Origin of the sequence: Leptospira bouyouniensis (assembly GCF_004769525.1) — a bacterium.
Lineage (GTDB): Bacteria > Spirochaetota > Leptospiria > Leptospirales > Leptospiraceae > Leptospira_A > Leptospira_A bouyouniensis.
In genome coordinates this window covers 141,991-163,968 of the sequence record NZ_RQFT01000008.1, presented here as the reverse complement: position 1 = coordinate 163,968, position 21,978 = coordinate 141,991, and the positions used below count along the sequence as shown (strand labels likewise).

The 21,978-nt window shown below is 35.3% G+C and carries 18 protein-coding genes; 6 read left to right on the top strand and 12 right to left on the bottom strand.

Features of this window, described 5'->3' with window-relative positions:
- Position 1: 1 nt before the first annotated feature.
- The 3 genes from EHQ43_RS09105 to EHQ43_RS09095 are packed head-to-tail and all read left to right on the top strand — an operon-like array spanning position 2 to position 3,163.
- Positions 2-1,246 carry a PP2C family protein-serine/threonine phosphatase gene (locus EHQ43_RS09105; RefSeq protein ID WP_135740652.1) on the top strand — a complete coding sequence of 415 codons (1,245 nt, stop codon included), beginning with the start codon at positions 2-4 and terminating at the stop codon, positions 1,244-1,246.
- A 1-nt stretch (position 1,247) separates the two neighbouring features.
- Positions 1,248-2,126, top strand: coding sequence for an acyltransferase (locus tag EHQ43_RS09100; protein WP_135740653.1), 879 nt, complete (start codon positions 1,248-1,250; stop codon positions 2,124-2,126).
- Positions 2,123-3,163 carry an SMP-30/gluconolactonase/LRE family protein gene (locus EHQ43_RS09095; protein ID WP_135770918.1) on the top strand — a complete coding sequence of 347 codons (1,041 nt, stop codon included), beginning with the start codon at positions 2,123-2,125 and terminating at the stop codon, positions 3,161-3,163. Before EHQ43_RS09100 ends, EHQ43_RS09095 begins: the two co-directional genes overlap by 4 nt.
- Before the next feature lie 17 nt (positions 3,164-3,180).
- Here EHQ43_RS09095 and EHQ43_RS09090 read toward each other — a convergent pair whose 3' ends face one another.
- Positions 3,181-6,183: a hypothetical protein gene (locus EHQ43_RS09090; RefSeq protein ID WP_341867041.1), complete on the bottom strand. Its 3,003-nt coding sequence runs from the start codon at positions 6,181-6,183 to the stop codon at positions 3,181-3,183.
- 174 nt (positions 6,184-6,357) lie between these two features.
- Here EHQ43_RS09090 and EHQ43_RS09085 point away from each other — a divergent pair, with 174 nt between their 5' ends.
- Positions 6,358-6,981: a trimeric intracellular cation channel family protein gene (locus EHQ43_RS09085; protein ID WP_135740656.1), complete on the top strand. Its 624-nt coding sequence runs from the start codon at positions 6,358-6,360 to the stop codon at positions 6,979-6,981.
- A 192-nt stretch (positions 6,982-7,173) separates the two neighbouring features.
- The gene (locus tag EHQ43_RS09080; protein ID WP_135740657.1) at positions 7,174-8,694 is read left to right on the top strand and encodes an HDOD domain-containing protein; all 1,521 of its coding nucleotides are present in this window, start codon (positions 7,174-7,176) and stop codon (positions 8,692-8,694) included.
- A gap of 49 nt (positions 8,695-8,743) precedes the next feature.
- Here EHQ43_RS09080 and msrA read toward each other — a convergent pair whose 3' ends face one another.
- The 4 genes from msrA to EHQ43_RS09060 are packed head-to-tail and all read right to left on the bottom strand — an operon-like array spanning position 8,744 to position 11,172.
- The gene (gene msrA / locus EHQ43_RS09075; RefSeq protein ID WP_135770914.1) at positions 8,744-9,439 is read right to left on the bottom strand and encodes a peptide-methionine (S)-S-oxide reductase MsrA; all 696 of its coding nucleotides are present in this window, start codon (positions 9,437-9,439) and stop codon (positions 8,744-8,746) included.
- Positions 9,440-9,487: 48 nt separating this feature from the next.
- Entirely contained in the window at positions 9,488-10,012 is a 525-nt protein-coding gene (locus EHQ43_RS09070) for a hypothetical protein (RefSeq protein WP_244242723.1), read from the bottom strand.
- 51 nt (positions 10,013-10,063) lie between these two features.
- A complete protein-coding gene (locus EHQ43_RS09065) occupies positions 10,064-10,429 on the bottom strand; it encodes a TSUP family transporter (RefSeq protein WP_135740660.1) in 366 nt (121 codons plus the stop codon).
- Entirely contained in the window at positions 10,426-11,172 is a 747-nt protein-coding gene (locus EHQ43_RS09060; RefSeq protein ID WP_244242722.1) for an MBL fold metallo-hydrolase, read from the bottom strand. Before EHQ43_RS09060 ends, EHQ43_RS09065 begins: the two co-directional genes overlap by 4 nt.
- A gap of 206 nt (positions 11,173-11,378) precedes the next feature.
- Between EHQ43_RS09060 and EHQ43_RS09055 the strand changes: the two genes are divergently transcribed.
- Positions 11,379-11,648, top strand: coding sequence for a rhodanese-like domain-containing protein (locus tag EHQ43_RS09055; RefSeq protein WP_244242721.1), 270 nt, complete (start codon positions 11,379-11,381; stop codon positions 11,646-11,648).
- A gap of 5 nt (positions 11,649-11,653) precedes the next feature.
- On the opposite strand, the gene EHQ43_RS09050 is transcribed toward EHQ43_RS09055, so the two are convergent.
- The 7 genes from EHQ43_RS09050 to EHQ43_RS09020 all read right to left on the bottom strand — a co-directional run bounded on the left by EHQ43_RS09050 (position 11,654) and on the right by EHQ43_RS09020 (position 21,886).
- On the bottom strand, positions 11,654-12,856 hold the full coding sequence (locus EHQ43_RS09050; RefSeq protein WP_135740661.1) for a diguanylate cyclase: 1,203 nt from the start codon (positions 12,854-12,856) through the stop codon (positions 11,654-11,656).
- Between the two features lie 113 nt (positions 12,857-12,969).
- Complete coding sequence (locus EHQ43_RS09045) at positions 12,970-14,550, bottom strand: methyl-accepting chemotaxis protein (RefSeq protein WP_135753114.1); 1,581 nt, start codon at positions 14,548-14,550, stop codon at positions 12,970-12,972.
- Between the two features lie 249 nt (positions 14,551-14,799).
- A complete protein-coding gene (locus EHQ43_RS09040; RefSeq protein WP_135740663.1) occupies positions 14,800-15,624 on the bottom strand; it encodes an SGNH/GDSL hydrolase family protein in 825 nt (274 codons plus the stop codon).
- A 152-nt stretch (positions 15,625-15,776) separates the two neighbouring features.
- On the bottom strand, positions 15,777-16,649 hold the full coding sequence (locus tag EHQ43_RS09035) for an AraC family transcriptional regulator (RefSeq protein WP_135740664.1): 873 nt from the start codon (positions 16,647-16,649) through the stop codon (positions 15,777-15,779).
- Positions 16,650-16,690: 41 nt separating this feature from the next.
- A complete protein-coding gene (locus tag EHQ43_RS09030) occupies positions 16,691-17,083 on the bottom strand; it encodes a VOC family protein (RefSeq protein ID WP_135770910.1) in 393 nt (130 codons plus the stop codon).
- A gap of 97 nt (positions 17,084-17,180) precedes the next feature.
- Positions 17,181-18,689, bottom strand: coding sequence for an LA_3751/LA_3752 family putative glycosyltransferase (locus EHQ43_RS09025; RefSeq protein ID WP_135770908.1), 1,509 nt, complete (start codon positions 18,687-18,689; stop codon positions 17,181-17,183).
- Between the two features lie 167 nt (positions 18,690-18,856).
- A complete protein-coding gene (locus tag EHQ43_RS09020; protein ID WP_135770906.1) occupies positions 18,857-21,886 on the bottom strand; it encodes a PAS domain S-box protein in 3,030 nt (1,009 codons plus the stop codon).
- Positions 21,887-21,978 lie beyond the last annotated feature (92 nt).

Below are 21,978 nucleotides of genomic sequence, written 5' to 3'. Positions count from 1 at the left end.
GATGGGACTTGAAGATAAACCAACTGTTGATTTAAGTTTCCTTATTAAGGAAATGAAAAAAGTTGAATTTGATTCAGGTTCTTTGGTAATCGAACAATATACGTTAGGTGACTCTTTTTATTTTATTGATAAGGGTTCAGTAGAAGTTTGGAAATATCTTGATGAAACCAAACAAGAAATACTCGTGATCGGAGATTTAGTATCAGGTGATTATTTTGGAGAAATATCTTTAATTGATTCCGCTCCAAGAACTGTGAATATCACAACGAAAGAAAAGTCTATCTTGTATAAATTAACGAGAGAAGATTTTCATCGTTTAATCCAAACAAGTCCAGAGATGACTTTGACTTTATTAAAGTTGTTAACCGCAAGAATTAGAAATGCAGAACAACGAGAAAACCAAGTCCTCATTCAGAAAAACAAAGAGTTACGATTACAGAATGAAACTTTGGAAGTGATGGTTAAAGAAAGAACCGCAAAACTCACACAATCTTTAAAAATCATCCAAGAAGATTTGGAAACGGCTAAAACCATACAAAGGAATATTTTACCACTTGGATTAAAACACATTGCGCATTTGGATTTTGCATCAAAGTTCGAACCCATGGCAGAAGTAGGGGGGGATATCTTCGATGTGATTCGTTTAGAGAAGTCGAAAATTCGCCTGTTTTTAGCGGATGCCATAGGTCATGGTGTTCAGGCAGCTCTCATCACAATGGCAATCAAAGCAGAGTATGATCATTTAAAACACAACGCGCAAAATCCATCTGACGTATTATATGCATTGAATCAGATTTTTATTGATAGGTATGGTAAAAAGTCCAATCAATTCACTGCTGTGATCGTGGATTTAAAAATGGAAGAAAATTTACTTGTTTATGCTTCCGCTGGTCATAATGAACCATATGTATTGAACAAATCAGAAATTGTGCCATTAAATGAGTCGGGTCTCATGTTGGGTCTTGAGAAAGATGTGGAGTATTCTGATAGTATAGTGCCATTTGGTCTTGGAGATCGATTGTTTATGATCTCTGATGGGTATTTGGAGCAGGAAAATGAGAAAGGAAATTTACTTGGTGAATCCAAATTGCTTTCCAGTTTTCACTCTGCCAGGAGTTTAGGATTTAGTTTAGCCGATACCGTTCAGTATCTTATGGAAGAGTTCCATTCCTTTCGGGGAAATGCCCCGATGATGGATGATGTCACCATCTTAGGAATCGGAACTTCATACGAATTAGGAGTTTAATTTGGGTTTAGTTATTGCTTATATATTATTTCTTTTGAATTTAGTTTGGATCATACCAACAATGTACCCGTTGTATATATGGAAACTTTTGACAACAGGATCTGTTAGAAGATTGGGTGATCGATTACTTGTGAAAGTTGGTGAAGCTTGGATTCAAAATAATTATAGAATTTCTCGATTTTTATACGGTGTCCAATTTGAAGTCATTGGTGAAAATTTTAAAAATTTAAAGCCAAATGGTAGTTATATGATTATTAGTAACCACCAATCTTGGTCAGATATTTATATCATCCAATCGGTATTGAACCGAAAAATTCCACTAATTCGTTTTTTTATCAAAGATTCCTTGAAGTATGTACCAGTGCTTGGTCATGCATGGCTTGCTTTAGATTTCCCTTTCGTTAAACGAAGTAGCCGTGAACAATTGAAAAAAAATCCTGAACTTGCTACGAAGGATTTGGAAAACGTTAAAAAAGTATGTGAAAAATTTAATGGAATGCCATTTTCTATTTTGAATTTTTTAGAAGGGCATAGACGTACTCCTGAGCGAATGAAAAAATTAATTAAGAAAAATCCCTACAAACATTTGCTTCGTCCACATAGTGGAGGGATATCTGTTGTGTCGACTTCCCTTCGAAATTCGCTTGATGCTTTTATTGATTTAACTATTGTTTATCCAACCGAAAATCCTAGTTTCTTAGATTTGATGTCAGGTAAAATTCGAAAACTGAAAGTTTTTGTCGATGTGATCCCAAGGGACCAAGTCCCAATCGAAGATAACGAACAGTTTGCACCTATGTCCAAAAAAATGAAACGTTGGGTGGATGAACGATGGGCCGTCAAGGATGCATTGATCGAAAAGGAGATGAGTTCTATATGAAACAAATACTATTTAATATCTTAATCGTTATCGGCTTATTCTCATGCCGATCCTTTTCGCCGGTTGCTTATGAACCTCCAATCAAACCGGAACCCGTTGGGATTTTTGAACCAAACACAGAATTACAAAAAGCCATTCTACTTGCGATCGGGAAAGTTAAGGGTTTGGAATCACTTGATGTCGATAGCGAGGGTAACATCTATGGTGGAGACAAAGATGGTCGCATCATCCGCATCACCCTTAAAGGTGAAATCAAATCAATCGCCAAAACTTCAGGAAGACCACTTGGCGTTCAGTTTGATAAGTCAGGAAACCTAATCATTGCCGATGCATATAAAGGTTTACTTTCAATGGATAAATCTGGCAAAATCACCACATTAGTTTCTGAATACAAAGGGATTCCATTAAAGTTTACTGATGATTTGGATATAGCACAAGATGGAAAAATTTATTTTTCAGATGCATCTATATATGAACAAAATGAGTATCTTTATGATTTGTTAGAAGCAAGACCATATGGACGAGTCTTTGTTTACGATCCTAAAACAAAAGAAACTCAACTTTTACTCGACAATTTGTATTTTGCTAATGGAATTGCATTATCCAAAAATGAAGACTTCCTTTTAATCAATGAAACCTATCGTTACCGAATCACAAAACTTTGGTTAAAAGGTTCGAAAAAAGGAAGTTCTGAAATTGTGATCGATAATCTTCCTGGTTTCCCAGACAATATCACTCGCAATGAAAATGGAGACTTCTGGGTGGCTCTATTCACTGTTAGAAACGACAGAATGGATCATATGCACCCATCTCCTGTTGTGAAAAAAATGATTTATTTTTTACCAAAGTTTTTCTGGCCCAAAGCACAACCCTATGGTTATGCTTTGAAAATGGATGGAAATGGAAAGGTTCTTATGACTGTCCAAGACCCGACAGGTGAACATTTAAAGGACATTACAAGTGTCATAGAGAAAAAACGCCAGCTTTACATTGGTAGTTTGTATAATGATCGCATAGGAATTTACGTTTTACCTTAAATCCTTTTCAACAATCATTAAGGTGTGCATGGCAAATTGTATTCTATGGCTCCAAGGGATACACCACCATCCACACCTGGCCTTGTCCCAAGTCCATTATAACTATCGGCCATGATGGTATTGGTTGATCTTGTGATTAGGCAGGAAGATGCAGCCGTAGGGATATAAGAGTAAACACCGATTAAACTGACCAAATTTGGATTGAGATTCAAATTGTTCCCATAGTTTGCAGCAAGGCCTAGCGGAGTCACACATGCCAAACTCCCAGGCACTCCACCAGCACAGATGTCCGTATAATTGAGAGCTGTTTGGAAGACTAGATTTGTACAATTGTGAAAGACATTGTATCGAGTAGCACCGCTCGTGCCATTTACATTATAAATACACGCATTTCCTGCGACATCCGAATTCAAATAAAAAATATTATTCTCAATGAGTAAAGAATTGGAGAACCCACTCAGATAAATAGCAGCATCATTGCCTGGTGTATCGGGACCACTACTGACTGTATTGTGAAAGACTCGCATTGCACTTGTGATTTGGTATAAATTAATCCCTCTTGCATTCCGATTACTTGTGCCATTTTGGATCCAATTATTCGAAACAAGCATGGCACCAGAAGTTGAGATGCTGATCCCTGTTACAACTGAAGTACCTCCACCATTGGCTGTTCCCAGTCGGATGTGGTTTCTGCTAATGGAAGATCCTGGTCCAAATGCGGTTGCGGATATCCCAATCAATTGGGCAGTAGAAAAGTTAGTTGGATCAGTCGCACTCCCACCAGTGATCGTATTATTTTCAATGATGGAAGTATTGTTCAAACCGGATGTGAATACAATTCCCGCAGTTGTATTGAATGCGTTGCTTCTGTCTGTGGTACCTAGATTGATAAAATTCCGACGGACAATGTTATTGGAATTTAATATATTGATTCCTATGTTTTCAAAACGAGCATTCGCACTACCGTTGATCACGTTTCCTTGTGTCGTTGAACCAATTTGAATGTTCGTTGCCCCTTGGAGTCGTATGCCGTAGGAACCATATGCTGCTCCATGATTGAACTGATTTCCCACTAAGATGCCGGTGGAAGATGCTGCAGGAGTACCAATATCAAAAGCAACTGATATTGTGGTTGCTCCAGGATCATTATTCTGCAGACCCAATGAAGTAATGATGTTTTGGCGAATATTTGTTACATCGATTCCAAAGGTCCCAGAATAACGAATGCCAGCGGATGTCGCTCCGGTCAAAATTCCAGGTGCATTTCCACCAAGGATTACATTTCCAAAAATCACCGGAGCAATTAGTACTCCTGAAGACATCAAAACACCTATCGAGTGACAACTATTTGTTGTACACGTCCCCCCTTCGATACGATTGAGGACAAGATAAGGATTACTGTTTGTGGAAAAAACACCTGCCGAGCCACTTGTACTTGTGCCAGCTTTGATAACGTTATCTATGAGTCTGACATTGGCAGTGGAATCGAGGAATACTCCGGCCATAAACGGAGCAGAACTACCTGACTCAATTTGGAATCCTGAAATCACAACAGGTGATGTAACTGAAACATCTGCAGCGATAGAAGCACAAGGATTTGTCGCAGTAGCCAAAGCGCAACTAGCAGGGACAGTATCCATAAAAATGGTAGAATCTTTGTCTTCTGGCCGCCATGTCGCAAAACCTGGCTCATAACTTCCGAAAAGTGAAATCCCTGAAACTAATTGAATACGGTCACTGACTGCGGCAGGGTCATACGACCCTTGCGAAACTAGGACAGCACAATCATTTGTTGGACAAGCCCCAAAACTATCAATGGCTGATTGGAGATTTCGTTTAGGAGTTCCAGGAGTGAGTCCGTCATTACCATCGTTCCCTCCGACATCGGCTACATAACGCAGGTTTGACGGTATCATGTAAAGTAACGAAATACTTGTGGATAAAGGATGGGCTCCAACATTTGTTTGGCAATTAAGGTTTAGTGTACGGTGCCCTGATAACCAACTATCAGTTGGTGCGGGGGATACAATAAGTGTATCATTGGCAAAATTTGTTGTCGCCAAAGTGAAGTTAATTGCCAAACTTAATGTTGTATCTAAGGTCCCCGCAGAACCAGCACAACTTCCTGTGTTCACTTCAGCAGAAAATACTAACCGCAAGGATTCTGTTGGTAACAAGATCCCACCATTTCGAGGTGTATAAGCCAAAACACTAAAACAATTTGCTAATATAGAAACTGTTCCGGCAATTGTACCAGAAGTGGAACTTAATACACATTGGTGCCCTGGTGGTGATGATACAATTTGTACATTATAGGTGCTGGATGGTGGTAGATTGGTTGGGAAACGATGTAATCCATCTGTGGCAATCGGAAGTGTTTCAGATCCATTATTGCTTAAAGTTAATGTCCCCGACCCAATACCCACTGCTGTGATCTCAATTGGGTATGCGGTAGATGTACAATTGATAGAAATCGTTGTGACATCCATTGCAGCAAATGTATTGGATCCGTTTGTGATGAGACAATCCTGCACAGGGTGATTTGGTTGAACGGATACGGTAACATTGTAAGGAGTTCCCGCTTCATAGGTTTGCGTAAACGCAAATGTTCCAGCTGCAACCGCAACTGCTAATGTAGAACCATCATAGGAATTGATAAGTGTGAATCCTATTCCATCAAGACCCGTAATTGTTCCACCTAACGAGTAACGTAATGGATCGCAGTTGACGATGATGGAATTGATATTTCCAAATCCTACAACTCCAGTTCCACCATTGACAGTACAAGTTTGGGCTGGTAAAACAGGTAGGTTTGTAATCGTGACATTAAAATCTTGGCCACTGACTAGAGTAGAGCTAAATTGGTATACTCCATTTGTATTGATTGTGAGAGACGATAATCCAGAATTTAAATTGAGAGTGAGCCCCGAACCAACAAGGCCAGAAACTGTGACTGAGATTTGATAGGGACCCGTATTGACCAAACTTCTGAGTTGTAAGAAGTCAGAAACAGATTGCATCAAACTTTTAGAAATTGTAGGAATGCAGGCACCAAGGAAAATAAAAACGAAAATGATTGTAGTCCTTAGGAATCTGTTGAACATAATATTGTGTCTCTATACTATACAACAAATGAGAGAGTGGTGAAATGTCATTTTTATTCCGTCTAAAAGGTAAAAATTAGACAAAAACAGATGGATTTTAGCTTTTCTTATTACATTGGACTTGCTGGTATCATGGTATTTGCGATTTCAGGGGCTGTAGCCGCATTGGAACACAAAGAACACCACCATGACGTTTTTAGCGTTTTTTTTACTGGATTCATCACTGCCATTGGAGGCGGAACCTTACGTGACATTACTTTAGGTAACTATCCCGTATCTTGGGTGAAAGATGAGAATCTTCTCTGGGCTATTTTTCTTGGTTTTTTACTTGTCATTTTTTTTCCAAAATTGCTGACAAAACTTCGCAATGAATTGTTCTTATTCGATACCTTGGGAATTGGAATTTACACAGTGCTTGGGACAAGAATTGCTCTCGATCATGGAGTGAATTTTTTTGCTTCAGCCTTACTTGGGATGATCTCCGCCATCTTTGGTGGTGTGATCCGAGATACACTTATGAATGAAGTTCCCTTTATCTTTCGCAAGGAAATATATGCTACTGCGTGTTTGGCGGGAGCTGTTTTGTATTTGGTATTGTATTCTTTTTCTTGTGATGGAAACATTAACTTGGTTGTTTCAGCGAGTTTGGTAGTGATCATCAGAATTGTAGCAGTGAAGTACAATTTGGGATTACCAAAAATAAAAATATTTTAAATCTTTGTTCAATATTGTAGCAAATTTAGTGAAGAAACGAATTGTTTTTTCAGTACTTGTCACAAAATTTCACTCGCCATCTTTTTCCTGTTAAACGCTTGCTTTTCTAAATTTATTGCATTCGATGGAGCGTAGGTGTACTCCTTACAATAAGATTAGGGGATTCCCCGCACTCCTTCCTTAAGAGGTATTATGGCTAGTCCAAAGGCTATTGCATTAGAATTCAAACGAGAATTAGGCCTTCACACTAATATTGAAAATATCAATCATCCCATTGTGGAAAATGCTCCTTTTCATTTTAAGTTTTTTCAAATCACAGATGAAGTAGAAAATACACTATTTCAAATTTTAGACCGGTTTCTTTTACAACTTGACCTAATCATTGTTAGAGATTCTGTGCTTGCGGCAATGAAAGAAACTGTGACCAATGCAATCAAAGCTAATGCAAAACGAGTATTTTATAAAAACAATGCGACGGATATTACAAATGATAAGGAATATGAATCAATTATCAGCAAATTCAAGTCCACGTATCTTGAAAATCGTGAGGAGATAGAAGAGTCCTTACAAAAAAATAACTATGGAGTATTTGTTTCCTTCATACATAATAGAAGTTTAATGCGAATTCGCATTATGAATAATGTACAATTAACTCCGATCGAAGCACAAAGAATTAAAGCACGAATCTCAAAAGCAAAGGATTATAACGATTTGGCTGATGCTTTTATGGATATGTCCAATGACCAAGAAGGTGCAGGTTTAGGACTCATCATGACTCTTATGATGTTAAAAAATGATGGTCTTGGTGAATCCGCTTTTAAGTTCGAATCTGGTGAAAACAAAACTGTCTTTATGATTGATATTCCAGCCAAGGTTTCAAAGGAAAACCAACAGCTTGAAAAAATAGACCATATTATTTCTCAAATTGATAATCTCCCAACTTTCCCAAAATCTATCAAAGATATTCAGGATGCGATTGATAAACCCAATTCGAGTATTGGAACCATTGCTGAAATGATCAAACGTGATATTGCATTGTCAGCGAATATCTTAAAACTCTCAAACTCTGCTGCGTTTCGACGAGGAGGCAAAGTTGAAAGTTTAGACCGAGCCATCCAATTGATTGGTTTAAAAGAATTACAAACTCTTTTGTATAGTTTAGCTACCAAACAAATGTTAGAGGATAAATTCCCTGCATTTGCAGCTATTTGGGAAAAGTCAAACGAGTCGGCGTTTTATTGTAAGGCAATAGGACAAAGGATGGAATTAAACAAATCGGATCTCAGTAATTTGATCGCAGCTTCCCTGCTTCATGATATTGGTGAAATTTTATTATTGTCTTTTGACAAAGACCACATGAAAAAAATTAAAACATTTTCTACCACAAGAGAAATTGCTTCTACAATTAGTTTAGAGGAATCTGCCATTGGGATCACACACTCGAAATTAGGTGCAATGGTAGGAGAGAAGTGGGGTTTCCCAATTCTTTATACTAAGGCGATGGAATACCATCATCGACCATTACTTGCAGATGAAGTATATTCTGATATCATCTATCCTATTTATATAAGTGATATGATGATAGCAATCAACGCAAAAGAGGCAAAATCATCTGAAATACCAATGGAAATTTTAAAAGTTTGTAAATTTCAATCCAAAGCGGAATTTGATTCGTTTAGAACAAAGATCAAAGAACAGTTTTCTGCATTTTAATGTTTAGAAAAGTTTAATTGGAAGTCCCAGTCACAGAGAAGAATTTGGTTTATTTGTTCCCTTGATTACCTTTTAGTACCTCGTTATAAGTTTTATATCGAGTTTTAAAATCGTTGTATCTTGGAATTGATACTGCTAAAACATAAGATTGTGTGGGATTCTTTTGAATGAAGTTTTGGTGGTATCCTTCCGCTTGATAAAAATGTCTTAATGTTTGGAATTCGGTAACAATTTTACCATTCCATACTTTTTTAGATTGGATTTCTTCCTTGATTTGGTTCGCAATTTTAAATTCCAGTTCGTCCGAGTAAAATAAGATAGAACGATAAGAAGATCCAATATCAGGTCCTTGTCTGTCTTTGGTTGTCGGATCATGAGAAAGGAAAAATATTCTACAAAGTTCCGCATAACTAATTTTAGATGGATCGTAAACGATATACACTGATTCGGCGTGCCCAGTTGTTTCAGTATTCACTGAATCATAAGTCGGATTTTCAGTATGCCCACCCGCATAACCAGAGATTACATCAATCACACCAGGAATGGATTCAAAAATATGCTCTGAACACCAAAAACAACCTTCAGCAAATACAGCAATTTTTTGCCCTGGTTTTGGGAGCAGAGGTAATGAATCCGTTTTAGAAAGAAGTGTAACCGGTCCGCAGACAAAAAAATGAAAAAGCAAGAAACTTATGATGAAAGATCGACTTAAATTTTTGGTGGAAACAAATGCAAAACCGTACATACCAATTAGATGGTCTCAATCTAGATCTGGTTGGGAAATTGTGATTTTTTAAGGAGGAGTGACGTCTTTCTCTCTGGGAAAATCGATCGAATCAGATTTTGAGTTTCGCACCCCATTCTGGTAGAATAAAATCCGTTGGTTCCCTGTAAATTGTGCCATGGGTTTGTGGAATTTTTGTTTGAAGAAATACCCAAATAGGATTAGCGATAGCCAAAGGTAGAGAGTTTCCACTTTGGTTACTTTTCCATATACAAATTGATAGGAACCGAGCAAAATAGAAGTTTGGCTCAATAGCCAAATCATGGTTCGGTTTTTTAGAAATGAAACCCATCCCACCTCCGCCACTTGGTTTCGTATCCCTTGCACAAAAATTCCAATGACAGGGATACGAAGTAAAACCCCCAAAAAACCAATAATGACCACAAAAATGAGAGAAATCCAAAGTGAAGTGAAAACTAAGTTCCAACAAAACAGGAAGGTGATTGGAGGTAATAGGACTTCTGGAAATGAAATTCTGTAAAAAACAAAACGAGATAAAAACCAAAAAAGTGCAAAATAAAAACCGAACACCATTGAATGGAAAAAGGACTCGGATGTTACGGCAAACAAATTTTTTTTCGAAATTTATTTTGGAAAGAATACCATTTTGAGCCCTACGATCACAGTGAAAATTCCAAAAAACCTAGAAAGTACAGTTGTATCAATTTTGGAAGCTGCACCTGCACCAAAAATACTGCCTAAAATAAATCCAACGCTAATGAGTGCCGCCGCAAATAGGTTGGTTTCGCCTCGCGTATAATAGATGTAAGCTGCGACTATCCCGATTGGTGGAACCATGGCAGCAAGTGTTGTGCCTTGAGCTAATTTTTGATTAAAATCAAAAAAATATACAAGAGCAGGGACAAGTAAGATCCCTCCACCGATACCAACAAGGCCACCTAAGATTCCTGCACCGATTCCTAATAATAAAAATAAAATTCCTACTGTCATATCATTTTCCCGCAGGCTCGATTTGCTGGCACTGCTTCATGGATTTTTTTTGGCTCTGGTAAATTTAAATTGTCCATGATGGATTTAAAGTCCTCCAGCGTTCGATTGGCGATTCGTGGATTCCACTGTTTCTCTTCGCCAATGGTGGAAGAAACAAATCCTTTGTAATCATGACCTGGAAAAACGATTGTATCGTCTGGTAACGAAAAAAGTTTTTTTGTGATCGAATGGTATAATGATTCTGCACTCCCACCTTGGAAATCAGTTCTCCCACACCCTCTTACAAATAATGTATCACCTGTGAAAACATACATCTCATTTAAAACTAAAGAGATGGAACAAGGTGTATGCCCTGGAGTATGTAATATTTTTAAATTAAGTTCTCCAATAGAGATTGTGTCGTTTTCTTTCAAAAAATGGGTTGCACACGAAGCTCCAGAAAGATGGGGAGCATACGAATTACATCCGGTTTTATCTCTCAATACACCTGCCGCTGTAATATGATCTGCATGCATATGTGTCTCAATTGTTGCTACTAATTTGTATTCCATAGTTTCAATTAATTGAAGATCTCGGTCTAAGTTTTCAATCACAGGATCGATGAGTACTGCTTGTTTTGATTTTATATCTAAAAGTAAGTAAGTCCACGTCCCCGACTCAAAGTCATATAGAGGTTTGATCTGAATTCCAATCTTTGTATCCGTAGTCACCATCATTGATTTATCCTTTTCTTGTATTACCATACAACCCCATTTTTTAAAGGGAGTGTGTTTTAGGGTGGTTTACTATACTATACCCCCTATTGTATTATGTTTTTCTTGACTTTACTCTTTGCAAGGAAAAAATGGAAAAAAAGAGGTAAATATGAAAACATTTTTAATTGTAGGAGTGATCATTGGATTCCTCTTTGTTTTCGTAAAAAAAAATTCAATCAAAAGGCGATAAACAAATGGTAGCAGAATGGATAGAAAATGGAGCTGTTGTTGTAGATGTTCGAACTAAGTCTGAATTTGCAGATGGTCATTTCCCGGGTTCGATCAATATACCAGTCGATGTTTTACCAAATGAGCTTGGTTTACTCAAAAACAAACAATCAAAAATTATTGTATATTGCCGTTCCGGCGCAAGGAGTGAAAGGGCAAAACAAATTTTATCCGCAAGTGGCTACTCATTTGTGATCAATGCGGGAGGATTGAGTGATATGCCTAACGCTCGTTAAGCAAACTAAACAACTACACCAATAGGAGTTTTTGCCTTGAATTGGTGTAGTAAATACAAATCAGCTAATTTGGTTTTTGAATCATGTGATAACTCAACAAATTCCGCACCTACACTATATATTTTTTCACCAATTTTTTCTTTCCGCACCACTTTGATTTTAGCGTTGATTTCGTGGTTGGAATCTGATTCGCGTAGCAAAACTGGAATCGAATCGTTTAATGCCAAATCATCTTCTGTTTCAAAAGCAATTCCAGTGATTGAAATATTTTTCGAAATAGAACGAATTGTTTTGTTAGGGAGAACGCAGAACAATTCTAAATTTGTCTCAAAACGTAAACTGCTTCTTTTTTCGTTTGAATAAATCACAATTTGATTTTTGCCTGAATCCTTTGCCGTGTATAAAGCTCGATCAGCCAAATCATACATGTCTTCACAACGTTTTACTTTTTCTGGATACGAAACAAGTCCTCCACTAATGGTGACTGGTTTTCCACTGATTTGAATGGAGCGACAAGCTTCCAATAATTTTTCCGCCGCTTTAAAAGCTTGTGATTCGTTTGACTGAGGGAAAATGATCGCAAACTCTTCTCCTCCAATCCTACATGCTGTATCTTCCATCCTTAGACTGGTTGAAATTTTGTTTGCAACTTGTTTTAAAATTTCATCTCCCATCAAGTGGCCATAAGTATCGTTGATTTTTTTGAAATCGTCGATATCGATCACAAGGAGAGAAAGGTTTAAATTATAACGAGTGGATTGTTTGAATTCACGAACAAGTGCTGTATCAAAATGCCTACGGTTATATAACCTTGTAAGTTCATCCACTAAGATAAGTTTTTCAGTTTCCGAGAACAATTGAAGTTCGATGATCTTTGGGTTTTTGATTTTTTGATTGTGGTAGATCAAATAATCGAGTAAGGCAACTCGAAATCCAACTGGTCTTTTTAAACATGAAGAGAGTTTGTTTTGATTTTCTAAAACACTGTCCCAAATTTCTTTTGCCTCTGATTCTTTAAAATCAAGGGAAGTTAGTACTTTGAGAATCGATGAATAAATTTGAGATTTATCTCGGTTGAAGGAATGACTTGTTTCTAATTTTGAAATGAGAAGTTCTTCGTTGTTTGGATCCTCTTCTAATAGATCCATAATGGTATCTTCAATGCGGCGGCCATTCGTGGGCCTAGGAGGAAGTTGGGATTTGATCATTGCCGATTTCACTTATAATAGAAATAAATTGCCAATATCCCAAAAATCTAGAAGGATTCTCAGTTGTAAAGACAGGTTTTAGGTAAAAACTGAATTCAGTCTCATCTAAATCCCTAAACTAAATTGAGTTGTTTCGCTTGGTTGTGGATTTCGCTGATTTCTTCGTAAAGGAGTTGGACTGAATCAGCTAATTTTTGAGTGGTTTCGTCAATGACTGTGACAGCACGATTGATCTCACTACTTCCAGACATTTGTTCTTGTGCTATGATTCCAATTTGTTCCGAAAGTATATGGAGTTCGGAAAAAGTATCTCTTAATTTTTGGTTTAAAACTTCCTGTTCATTGACATGTTCTTCTAATCCTAAGATTTCACTTTCAATTCTTAATAATTCATTATTTTGATTTTCCACTTGGGACTTAACTTCTTTGGAATAACGTGTTCCCTCATTGATTTTTAAACCAGCATCCTTCACAATTTTTGCGATTGTACCAGCATTTGATTGCGAACGATCTGCTAATTTTGCGACTTCTTGTGCAACCACGGCAAAACCTCTTCCATGTTCACCTGCGCGCGCTGCTTCAATAGAAGCATTTAATGCTAGTAAGTTGGTTTGGTCGGCAATTTCTGACATCATTTGGTTGATTTCTTCAACTTTGGAAAAAGCCTGGTTGAGTTCCGAATAAATACCATTTAATTCGTCTGACGAATTTTTGACTTTTCGACTGAAATCGGCAGAATGGCTCACATCTTTTGCAATTTGAGTTGTTTTCGATTTAACACTTTCACTTAAGTGCTGAAGTGATAAAAAGTTTTGGTCTACGATTTTCACTCGAGTGACTTGGTCTTCTACTAAATTGGCCGAACTTGTTGCCGATGAAGAAAGTTCTTCGACGGATGCGGAAATTTCTTCCACAGATGCAGCTTGGTTTTGGGATTGGTTGTGAAGTTCGTCAGACATCAATTGTAATTTTTCAACTGACATAGCAAGCGTGTTTGCTGATTTTTCAAGTTGGGAAGATTTATTTACGATGAAATTTTGTTTTTGAAAAGTCTCAATCAGTTTTGCCTTTAAATCATTTTGCATTTCTCTCATAAGCGAAACTACAAATCGTAAGCTAAAAATCACTCCCGAGTAGAAGATAACTTTTTGAATTTCGGTTGTTACTATTATATGATTGGCGCGGATCATTTCAGGGAAAGGTTTTGGAATAAAAATGGCTCCTAATTTGTGGGTTAAATAAATTCCTCCAACATATAATAAAATTGCGGTGATTCCTACTGCCATTACCAATTTTGTTTCAAATAAAAAACTAGAGTATATGGCGATAAAGATAAAAATGATATAAAATATCCCAGTACTTAATGTATTGCTAGCATCACCTTTAGTATAATTATTATAGATATCTAAGTAAAAAAAACATAAAATAATCAGCAAGTCGATAAAGATTATGGCAACCGCTAATGTTTTCGAAATTTCTTTTTCTTTTTTCAAAAAATAACCCGGGACCACACCATTGAGAATAAATATTAATGAACCAATTAAGTTAGGGATAAAACTTTTTGTGGCATAGTTAGAAGCCACACCCAAAAGGAAAATGATACCTAATCCATACTTTGTAAAAACAATTAACGAAACACCTTTTCGGAATAATGTACGTTCAAACTTTTGGATTTCATCCGTTTCTAATTCCATTTCTCTCCCTCACTTTACTTGACGAAAATAAACTTGGATTTTCGAAAGAACTATTGTGTACCAAAAGAAATCAAAAATGTCGAATCAGAAAATCGATGAAACACTCAATTGATGAGTAGTTCTCCTGAATTGAATCTTTCAAAATTCAATTTTTTGAATGTATCATTCGTTTCGACTAGGGATTCCCTCCTTATTTCCCAATCAATGGGTTAGAAGAGAATCCGTATGTGAAAGAATCAGTGAAAGTAATTATAATGTTTCTAAAATCATTTTTTCCAAGATTTGACCACTTCTTTCGTTCAAATGGATTCCATCAGTCAAAAAATAATATCCGTTAGATGTTCCTAAATCATTCCATGAATCAGTTGTAGAATAATACTTTAAGATAGTCCAATACATACTCCAAGTGTTTTGAACATATGCTTTTTTTGGAAGATCAGAGTGGAGTGATAATTCATATGATAAAGTTTCATGGAGTGGCAAATAATTAACTTTTTGTTTGGTTGCGACTACTTTTGTCAACTCAGCAAATCGTTTTGAACGTAAATATGGAATTGAATTTGGATCTTCACCTAAAATAGGAGGAGAGGAAACTATGATTTTGGCTTTTGTACTTTTTTGGATCCGTTCTAATATCAAAGATAAATTTTGAATAAAACTATCTTCAGTTACAGGATCCTTTAATTTCCATAAACTTGCATATCGATCATATTCTTCCTTTGATAATGTTGCCTTTAGATCATTCGTACCGATGAGTATAAAAATATAGTCTGGTTGAAAACGAATCACTGAATCTAATTGTTCTAAAATTTGAACTGTTAATCTACTGTTAATCCCTTCATTCACTACCAATGCATTTTGAAATTTCGGATGATTCCGTATTGATTCAACATAATCATAACTTACACGACCATGGGTGATACTATCTCCTAAAAATACAATTTTTGGAGATTTGTTCGTATCACCGGATAATGTTTTTTGTAAATTATTCGAAGGAACTTTTGTCGCTTGGAATACCACGCAAGATTGGAAAGAGAAGAGAAACAAAATTGTAAATACCAGAAATCTTTTCATACTTGGAAGTATAATTGATTTTTTGGATTTGAAAACGGAAAAATTTAGAGGAGAATGATTATTTCTTCATACATTCTTTTATTTTCCAATTTAATTTATAGTTGGGAGCATTTTGTTTTATACCGAAGCAAAACATCCATTTGATTTGTGGCTTAAGTTTCTAAAGGTATATAAATGTCAGTGATTCTTTTTTTTGGATCTTTTTCGAAGGGATTCAAGTAACACTCCCAAGGTGGTTTGTTTTTTAATTTAAGTTTTGAAGCGATACAATAGTGATTGAGAATCCAATTGTAAATATTGGGCAAATTTTCATAAACTCCAGTATAACGAACTTGTAGATATGTACCTCCTAATATAGTTTGTTTGCCAAATTCATTCGGTAGATCTGGATGGCTTTCTCCAATGGTAAAACCGAGATCAAAACGAATTTTCTGATTAGGTGTTACTTCTGGGTCATCTTGAGAGATTCCAATCCATTTATGATCATTATTTAGTTCATTCCATTTTTTGAGCAAGGATGTAAGTTGAATCATCTCTTTGCTATTTGGCAATGGACCTGGTAACAAATCATACCCACCAATATGGCGAATATATAATATAGAAAATGATGAAATTTTTTTCTTTTGGAAGCTGAATTTTGTTAATCCGATTGGAAGGTCAAGTTTGGATAAGTTAACATTTGAAATCTTTTTTTGGTGTTTTTTTCGAAATTCAGAGGGTGTGCAGCCGATCACACGTTTGAATGCCTTAGTGAAAGCTTCATGGGATGCAAATCCTGCTTCCATGCCAATTTCTAAAATCGGGAAATTTGTAATCTTTAATTCATACGCTGCTTTTTCTAAGCGTAGTCTTTTGATGTATGACTTTATGTTTTCTTTTTGAATAGTTTTAAAAAAACGATGGAAGTGCCAATCACTATACCCTGTTAGAAAAGCAATTTGATTGAGTCCAAATTCTTTATCTAATTGTTCCTCTATTTGTTTCCAGACAGGATATAGATTTGGTTTTGGTTTCACAAATACCATTTACTCTCCTAAAAATTAGGAAATCAAATGGTAATTTTTAGTTAATTCATATTTCTTTCTTGGACAATATCAATCCCAATGCCATTTGGATCCACGAGAGTAAAATGGACATCACCCCAATCTTCTTCGGTTAATTGTAAATCGATCGGGGCATTTTTTTCTTTCATTAATCTGTATTCTTCTTTTACATCTTTTGTCTCAAAGATAAACCACATACCCGCATTTTGATACGGCCTTTGAAAGTAAGATTTTCTCACCTGTGGTTGGTTTGGCGCCATTATCGCAAGTTCGATTTCAGGTCGATTTTTTAAACATAGTAAAATAAACCATTCTGTTTCGAATTTTATTTCTAAACCTAACCAGGTTTGATAAAAATCCTTTGTTTCAATTAATTTTTCAGTGATAATTCCAGTTTGGATATTTTGGAATGCCATTTTGCTCTCCTTATCCTAAATAAGATACAGGATAAGGAGATTTAGATTGGATCGTTTTTGCTATTTTTACATCAATGTTATAATAAAATTTAAAAAATTATTTTGTTTTTATCTTTTTGCATTGGAGACTCATGATTTTCCCAACTTTGATTTCATTCTGACATTGGTATCCATATTGGGATGAAGACTTTGATAACTCGTTAAAAATATCTTGTTCGTTTGCAATATATTTAGTCACTTTTGCTACCGTTACTATCTGGAATTCATTTTCTGATGTTACTTTTAATTTCTCATAAAAATAAGGAACTAAATCTTTGTTTCTTACACAAATCACCTTTTTTTCAATTAATGATAATCCAAAAGCACTAGATATAAATTCGTTAGTAGCGACAACAATCGGTGATTCAATTTTTTTCACTTCGGCTTGAATTTTTCTTAATTCTACACTTGTAAAATAAAAAATTACTAAGACAATCAAACTTGTTAACAAATTCCAAGTGATTAAAATATAAGAGAATACTTTTTTTGCTTTTAAGTTTTCAAATTGTTCGTGTAAAATGAAGGCAAATGGTGTTATTGATAAAAGAAAGTATCTTCCAGTTAACGTTATACCATCATTTGGTGATGTTATTCCCACCAATAGAATAAAAAAACTAACAACCATTGTATGAAATTCGATCTTTCGATTTTGGAAGCTAACTTTTATGGAATTGATTAAAGCAAAAAATAGGATTGGACTTAGGAGGAAAAAACCAAATGAATATCCGTTTTCACGCGGATAAGTGAAGATCATTGATAAAAATAATTGCAACTGAGTTAGGAATGATTTACCGGAATTGGAGTAAGTTGCTAAGTAACGAGTTCCCAATGGGTGGGAATAACTGTATTGATTCCACAATAGAAATAGAATTAAGATGAAAAGGAAAATAATATATCGTTCGAATCTCAGGAGTTTAGTAAATTTAAATTCTTTCTGACAAAATTCAATGATCAAGATAGTGAATTGAATTGTGGCGAAAAAAAGAATTCCTTCTAGCCGAAACCACAACGAAGCTCCTAAAAAGATATTGCCAAGTATCCAATGTTTTTTCTCATTATGGATGTGAGCCTTCCATAAATTTACATATCCATAACTCCCTAACACAAGAAATATTCCATTCTCAGAAAAGTCGAGTAGGAGTGGAAAAACAATAGTGCCCAATATGATGTAGATAATGGTAATAGTGTTGATTTTATTTTTGTTCAATAGGTGGATAAAAAGAAAAAGAAAAAGAACGTTTAAATATGGTAAGTATTGAAAAGAGATAAAACCAAATAAGGAATACAAAAAAGTAAAGGCGATGGGATAATTTCCAATGAGACGATCGTTATTTTTAAAAATAAAACCGTCATTAAAAGGACTAAGTAGGAAATCTGGATCGAAAGAAAATGCAGGGTATATGATACCTTCTGTTGTCCAATTGTTATCCCATAATGATATTACTTGAATCATCTTGATTAAGGGATCCGATACATAAAAAGTATTAATATTGATTATAAATTGGAATAAAACTAAGAACACCAATACTAACAATAATTTGTATTTTGACCAAGCTAGGTTTTTCATATGTGCTTATTTAAATTTCATTAAAAAAAATTGCAATAATGAAAATCATCTTTGATAGGGTATGGGCCTAATTTTCGTATCAATCAGAGAGTGTTTATTTTGATGAAAATCAAATGATTGGATTTACTTAGTTAGCGACCACACATTATCATGAGAATCGTATAAAGTTAGATTGGCAAAGAAATGGTAAAGACAGTTCTTCCTGGTTGTGATTCTACTTCGATCTTTCCCTCATGTTTATGGACAACACGTTTTACGATATCCAAACCCAAGCCACTTCCTTCACCTAATTCTTTTGTCGTAAAAAAAGGTTCAAAAATTTTATCTTTGATTTCTTCTTTGATCCCACATCCGTTGTCTTCAATAAGAATTTGAACCCATTTTTTCCTTTGTGTATCTTCCGGCGGATGTTTGACAGATATGGTTAAGATGCCTTTATAATTCATGGCTTGGATAGCATTGAAAATTAAATTGGTCCAAACTTGAATCAAATCGTCTGGAAAACAAGGGATGATAACCGGTATTTCTGGAAAGTTTCTAATGATTTTGATACCGGTTTTAATTTGACTGTTATAGAGTATTAAAACTGTTTCAATATTGGAGATTAGGTCTGTTTGCATTTTTGCTCCAATTTTATCAAAATGAGAAAAGTTTTTAAGTGCATATAATATCTTAGATACACGTTGTATGGATTCTAATATGGAATTTAAGTTTTGAGTTGTGCGTATGTACTCCATTCCATAGTTAAATAAATCTACAAAATCATTTTCATTGCACATGTGTTCAATCATAGGTAAACAATCTTGTACACCCATATCTACAACTTCTTCCGAAATATATTCAGATTCTTTGCAGCCAAAGATTTCTAGTTTTTCGCGAATGGATTTTTTTTGCTTTCGGGCCTCCGATCCATGTAGTTGGTTTCTTTTGGTAGAGGAATTAACCATCCAATGAAAATATAATTCACGTTTCTTCTTATTGATAGTTGAGAGAAGTTGAATGATTTTATCCTGGTGAAGGATTTGATTTTTAAAATTTTCAAGAATGAGTTGACTTGATGCTTGGATTGCTCCCATTGGGTTGTTGATTTCATGCGCAATGCCTGCAATCAGTTGGCCTAAAGATGCCATTTTTTCATTTTGAATCAATTGTGATTGGGTTAACTTGAGTTCGTCGATAGTTTTTTCAAGTTCTAGTTTTTGTGAAACGATAAGATTGTTTTTATCCTTGATTTCTTTTAATGCCTCTCTGATTGACTCAGCTTCATTGATCAAAGTTAAATCGATGAAAGATAAAATAAATTTTCCTTCTTCGAATTCCTTTTTGTTTACTTGGATTGGGATGAGTGTACCATCTTTTTTAATTCCCTCTAAAGAAAAACTTTTATCCTTCGTATCTAACCCGTTCCAAAGTGGATCTGCGATAATTTCACTTACCAAAACCTTGTGTACATGTTCATAACCAAAGAGTTTTCTAAATGCAAGATTTGCATCTAAAATCAAATCACCTTCGGTGATGATAATTGCTTCGCTTGCAAAATTATAAAAATTACGAAATCTTTCTTCTTTGCTTTGAAGTTTTGATTCAAATTCAAATTTTGCAGATACGTTTTCTAAAACCCCCACTTGTCTTGGGGCAGTGGAAATATCGGTCGTGATAAACGTTCCTCGGTCTTCAATCGGAATGTATACATTATCTTTGCTGCGAATTCGATAGAAAGCATGATAAGGACTTCTTGTACCAATCGCATCAGCTAATAGTTCTTTTGTGAACATCCGATCGTCGGGATGGATCAGATTGAGCCAACCTTCAATATCTAAATGATTGAATTCTTCGATTTCGTAACCTAATACTGATTTGATAGCTCCGTCCCATGTGATTTTATCAAGTTTGATGTCATAATCATAAATGATGAACCCTGTTTGATTTGCTACTTGATGGAAACGTGCTTCGTTTTCTAATAGTGCGATCCTTTTTTTTCTAGTTTCATCAATATCTTCGATACTCCCAATGATGATATTTTCATTCGAATTGGATTGGATTGATTTTCCTTGGATACGTACCCAGAAATTTGGGCTCCCTGTGATTTCTAATTCTAAATCAAAGGGAATAAATTCCTTTGCTGCTTTAGAAAGGGCTTCAATTAAAAAAATTTGGCTATCTTGAGTAAAAAAACGAGTAAAGGTTTGGATTGTGGGTGTGAATAGATCTGGATTTACATTTAGTAAATAAAATAAAGCAGGAGTCCAAAACAATTGGTTCGTATTGGTGTTCCACTCCCAAACTCCTGATTTGGAAATTTTTCTAATTTCTTCGCTAAGATCATTTTGTTTTTTTAAATCGATTTCAATTTTTTTAGTAGTGGTTATATCTTGAGCTATACCTAGGACTTCCGTAGGAATTCCGTCTTTGTTGAATGAGAAGTTCGTTTCCCATACGCGAAACCAAAGTATATTCCCGTTTTTATGAAAGACACGAAAGTCTAACACATATATATCTGTGTTTTTTTCAGAAAACATTTTTTTTGCATGGTCATCGATCAAATGTAGATCTTCTGGATGAAGTATGTGTTTGATTAAATATTCATAAGTAACAATTGGTTCTACCTCAAAACCTAAAAAACTTTCGATACTATTATTCAAATATAAAAATTCATTAGTTGAAAGATCTTGGATATAAATGATGGCAGGCAACGTTTTTGTTACTTTCGATAGAAGTTTTTCTTTTTCTTCAAGTTTCTTTTGTAATTCGAGCAGTTGGTCTTTTTTTTGAATGACACCTCTTGCAAATCGTTTTCCGTCTTCTCTGATATAATTGAAAAGTTTTACTTCACAAAAAACTTCTTCTCCTTTAACATTTAAATGTACCCAGTCGAATTTTACATTTCCGTACTTAAAACCATCTTCAATGTATTTACCTGCCAATACATCTGATGGTTGTCCGTTCGGTTGAAATTTTGGGCTAATATCATAGACAGAAAGTGTTAAAAATTTTTCTTTTGAGAATCCAAGAATGCTGGTTAACTTAGCATTGCAGTCAATGAAAAGTTGACTCTCTAAATCAAAAACGACAACTGCATCTTCGTCTTGATCAAAAAAAGTTTTGTATGTAGTTTGGTCCTTCTCCCTAAGGAGGTTTTCCAGATAGGAAATTTTTTCTTTTGCCTCTTCTAGAGTGATGCTTTCATTTTCTTCCATTTTATCCAAAGAACATTAGAATTCCATGAAATGTAAATTTATCAAGACAAAATTTATGACCCAATATTTACATTTTTAGAGATAAAACAATC

Bases quoted from the DNA above. Each gene is read 5' to 3' on its own strand.
- EHQ43_RS09035 (WP_135740664.1), bottom strand. From the start codon at position 16,649: ATGGTATTTGTGAAACCAAAACCAAATCTATATCCTGTCTGGAAACAA.
- EHQ43_RS09085 (WP_135740656.1), top strand. From the start codon at position 6,358: ATGGATTTTAGCTTTTCTTATTACATTGGACTTGCTGGTATCATGGTA.
- EHQ43_RS09025 (WP_135770908.1), bottom strand. From the start codon at position 18,689: ATGAAAAACCTAGCTTGGTCAAAATACAAATTATTGTTAGTATTGGTG.
- EHQ43_RS09070 (WP_244242723.1), bottom strand. From the start codon at position 10,012: ATGGTGTTCGGTTTTTATTTTGCACTTTTTTGGTTTTTATCTCGTTTT.
- EHQ43_RS09080 (WP_135740657.1), top strand. From the start codon at position 7,174: ATGGCTAGTCCAAAGGCTATTGCATTAGAATTCAAACGAGAATTAGGC.
- EHQ43_RS09060 (WP_244242722.1), bottom strand. From the start codon at position 11,172: ATGGTAATACAAGAAAAGGATAAATCAATGATGGTGACTACGGATACA.
- EHQ43_RS09055 (WP_244242721.1), top strand. From the start codon at position 11,379: ATGGTAGCAGAATGGATAGAAAATGGAGCTGTTGTTGTAGATGTTCGA.
- EHQ43_RS09030 (WP_135770910.1), bottom strand. From the start codon at position 17,083: ATGGCATTCCAAAATATCCAAACTGGAATTATCACTGAAAAATTAATT.
- msrA (WP_135770914.1), bottom strand. From the start codon at position 9,439: ATGTACGGTTTTGCATTTGTTTCCACCAAAAATTTAAGTCGATCTTTC.
- EHQ43_RS09090 (WP_341867041.1), bottom strand. From the start codon at position 6,183: ATGCAATCTGTTTCTGACTTCTTACAACTCAGAAGTTTGGTCAATACG.
- EHQ43_RS09040 (WP_135740663.1), bottom strand. From the start codon at position 15,624: ATGAAAAGATTTCTGGTATTTACAATTTTGTTTCTCTTCTCTTTCCAA.
- EHQ43_RS09065 (WP_135740660.1), bottom strand. From the start codon at position 10,429: ATGACAGTAGGAATTTTATTTTTATTATTAGGAATCGGTGCAGGAATC.
- EHQ43_RS09020 (WP_135770906.1), bottom strand. From the start codon at position 21,886: ATGGAAGAAAATGAAAGCATCACTCTAGAAGAGGCAAAAGAAAAAATT.
- EHQ43_RS09095 (WP_135770918.1), top strand. From the start codon at position 2,123: ATGAAACAAATACTATTTAATATCTTAATCGTTATCGGCTTATTCTCA.
- EHQ43_RS09045 (WP_135753114.1), bottom strand. From the start codon at position 14,550: ATGGAATTAGAAACGGATGAAATCCAAAAGTTTGAACGTACATTATTC.
- EHQ43_RS09050 (WP_135740661.1), bottom strand. From the start codon at position 12,856: ATGATCAAATCCCAACTTCCTCCTAGGCCCACGAATGGCCGCCGCATT.
- EHQ43_RS09105 (WP_135740652.1), top strand. From the start codon at position 2: ATGGGACTTGAAGATAAACCAACTGTTGATTTAAGTTTCCTTATTAAG.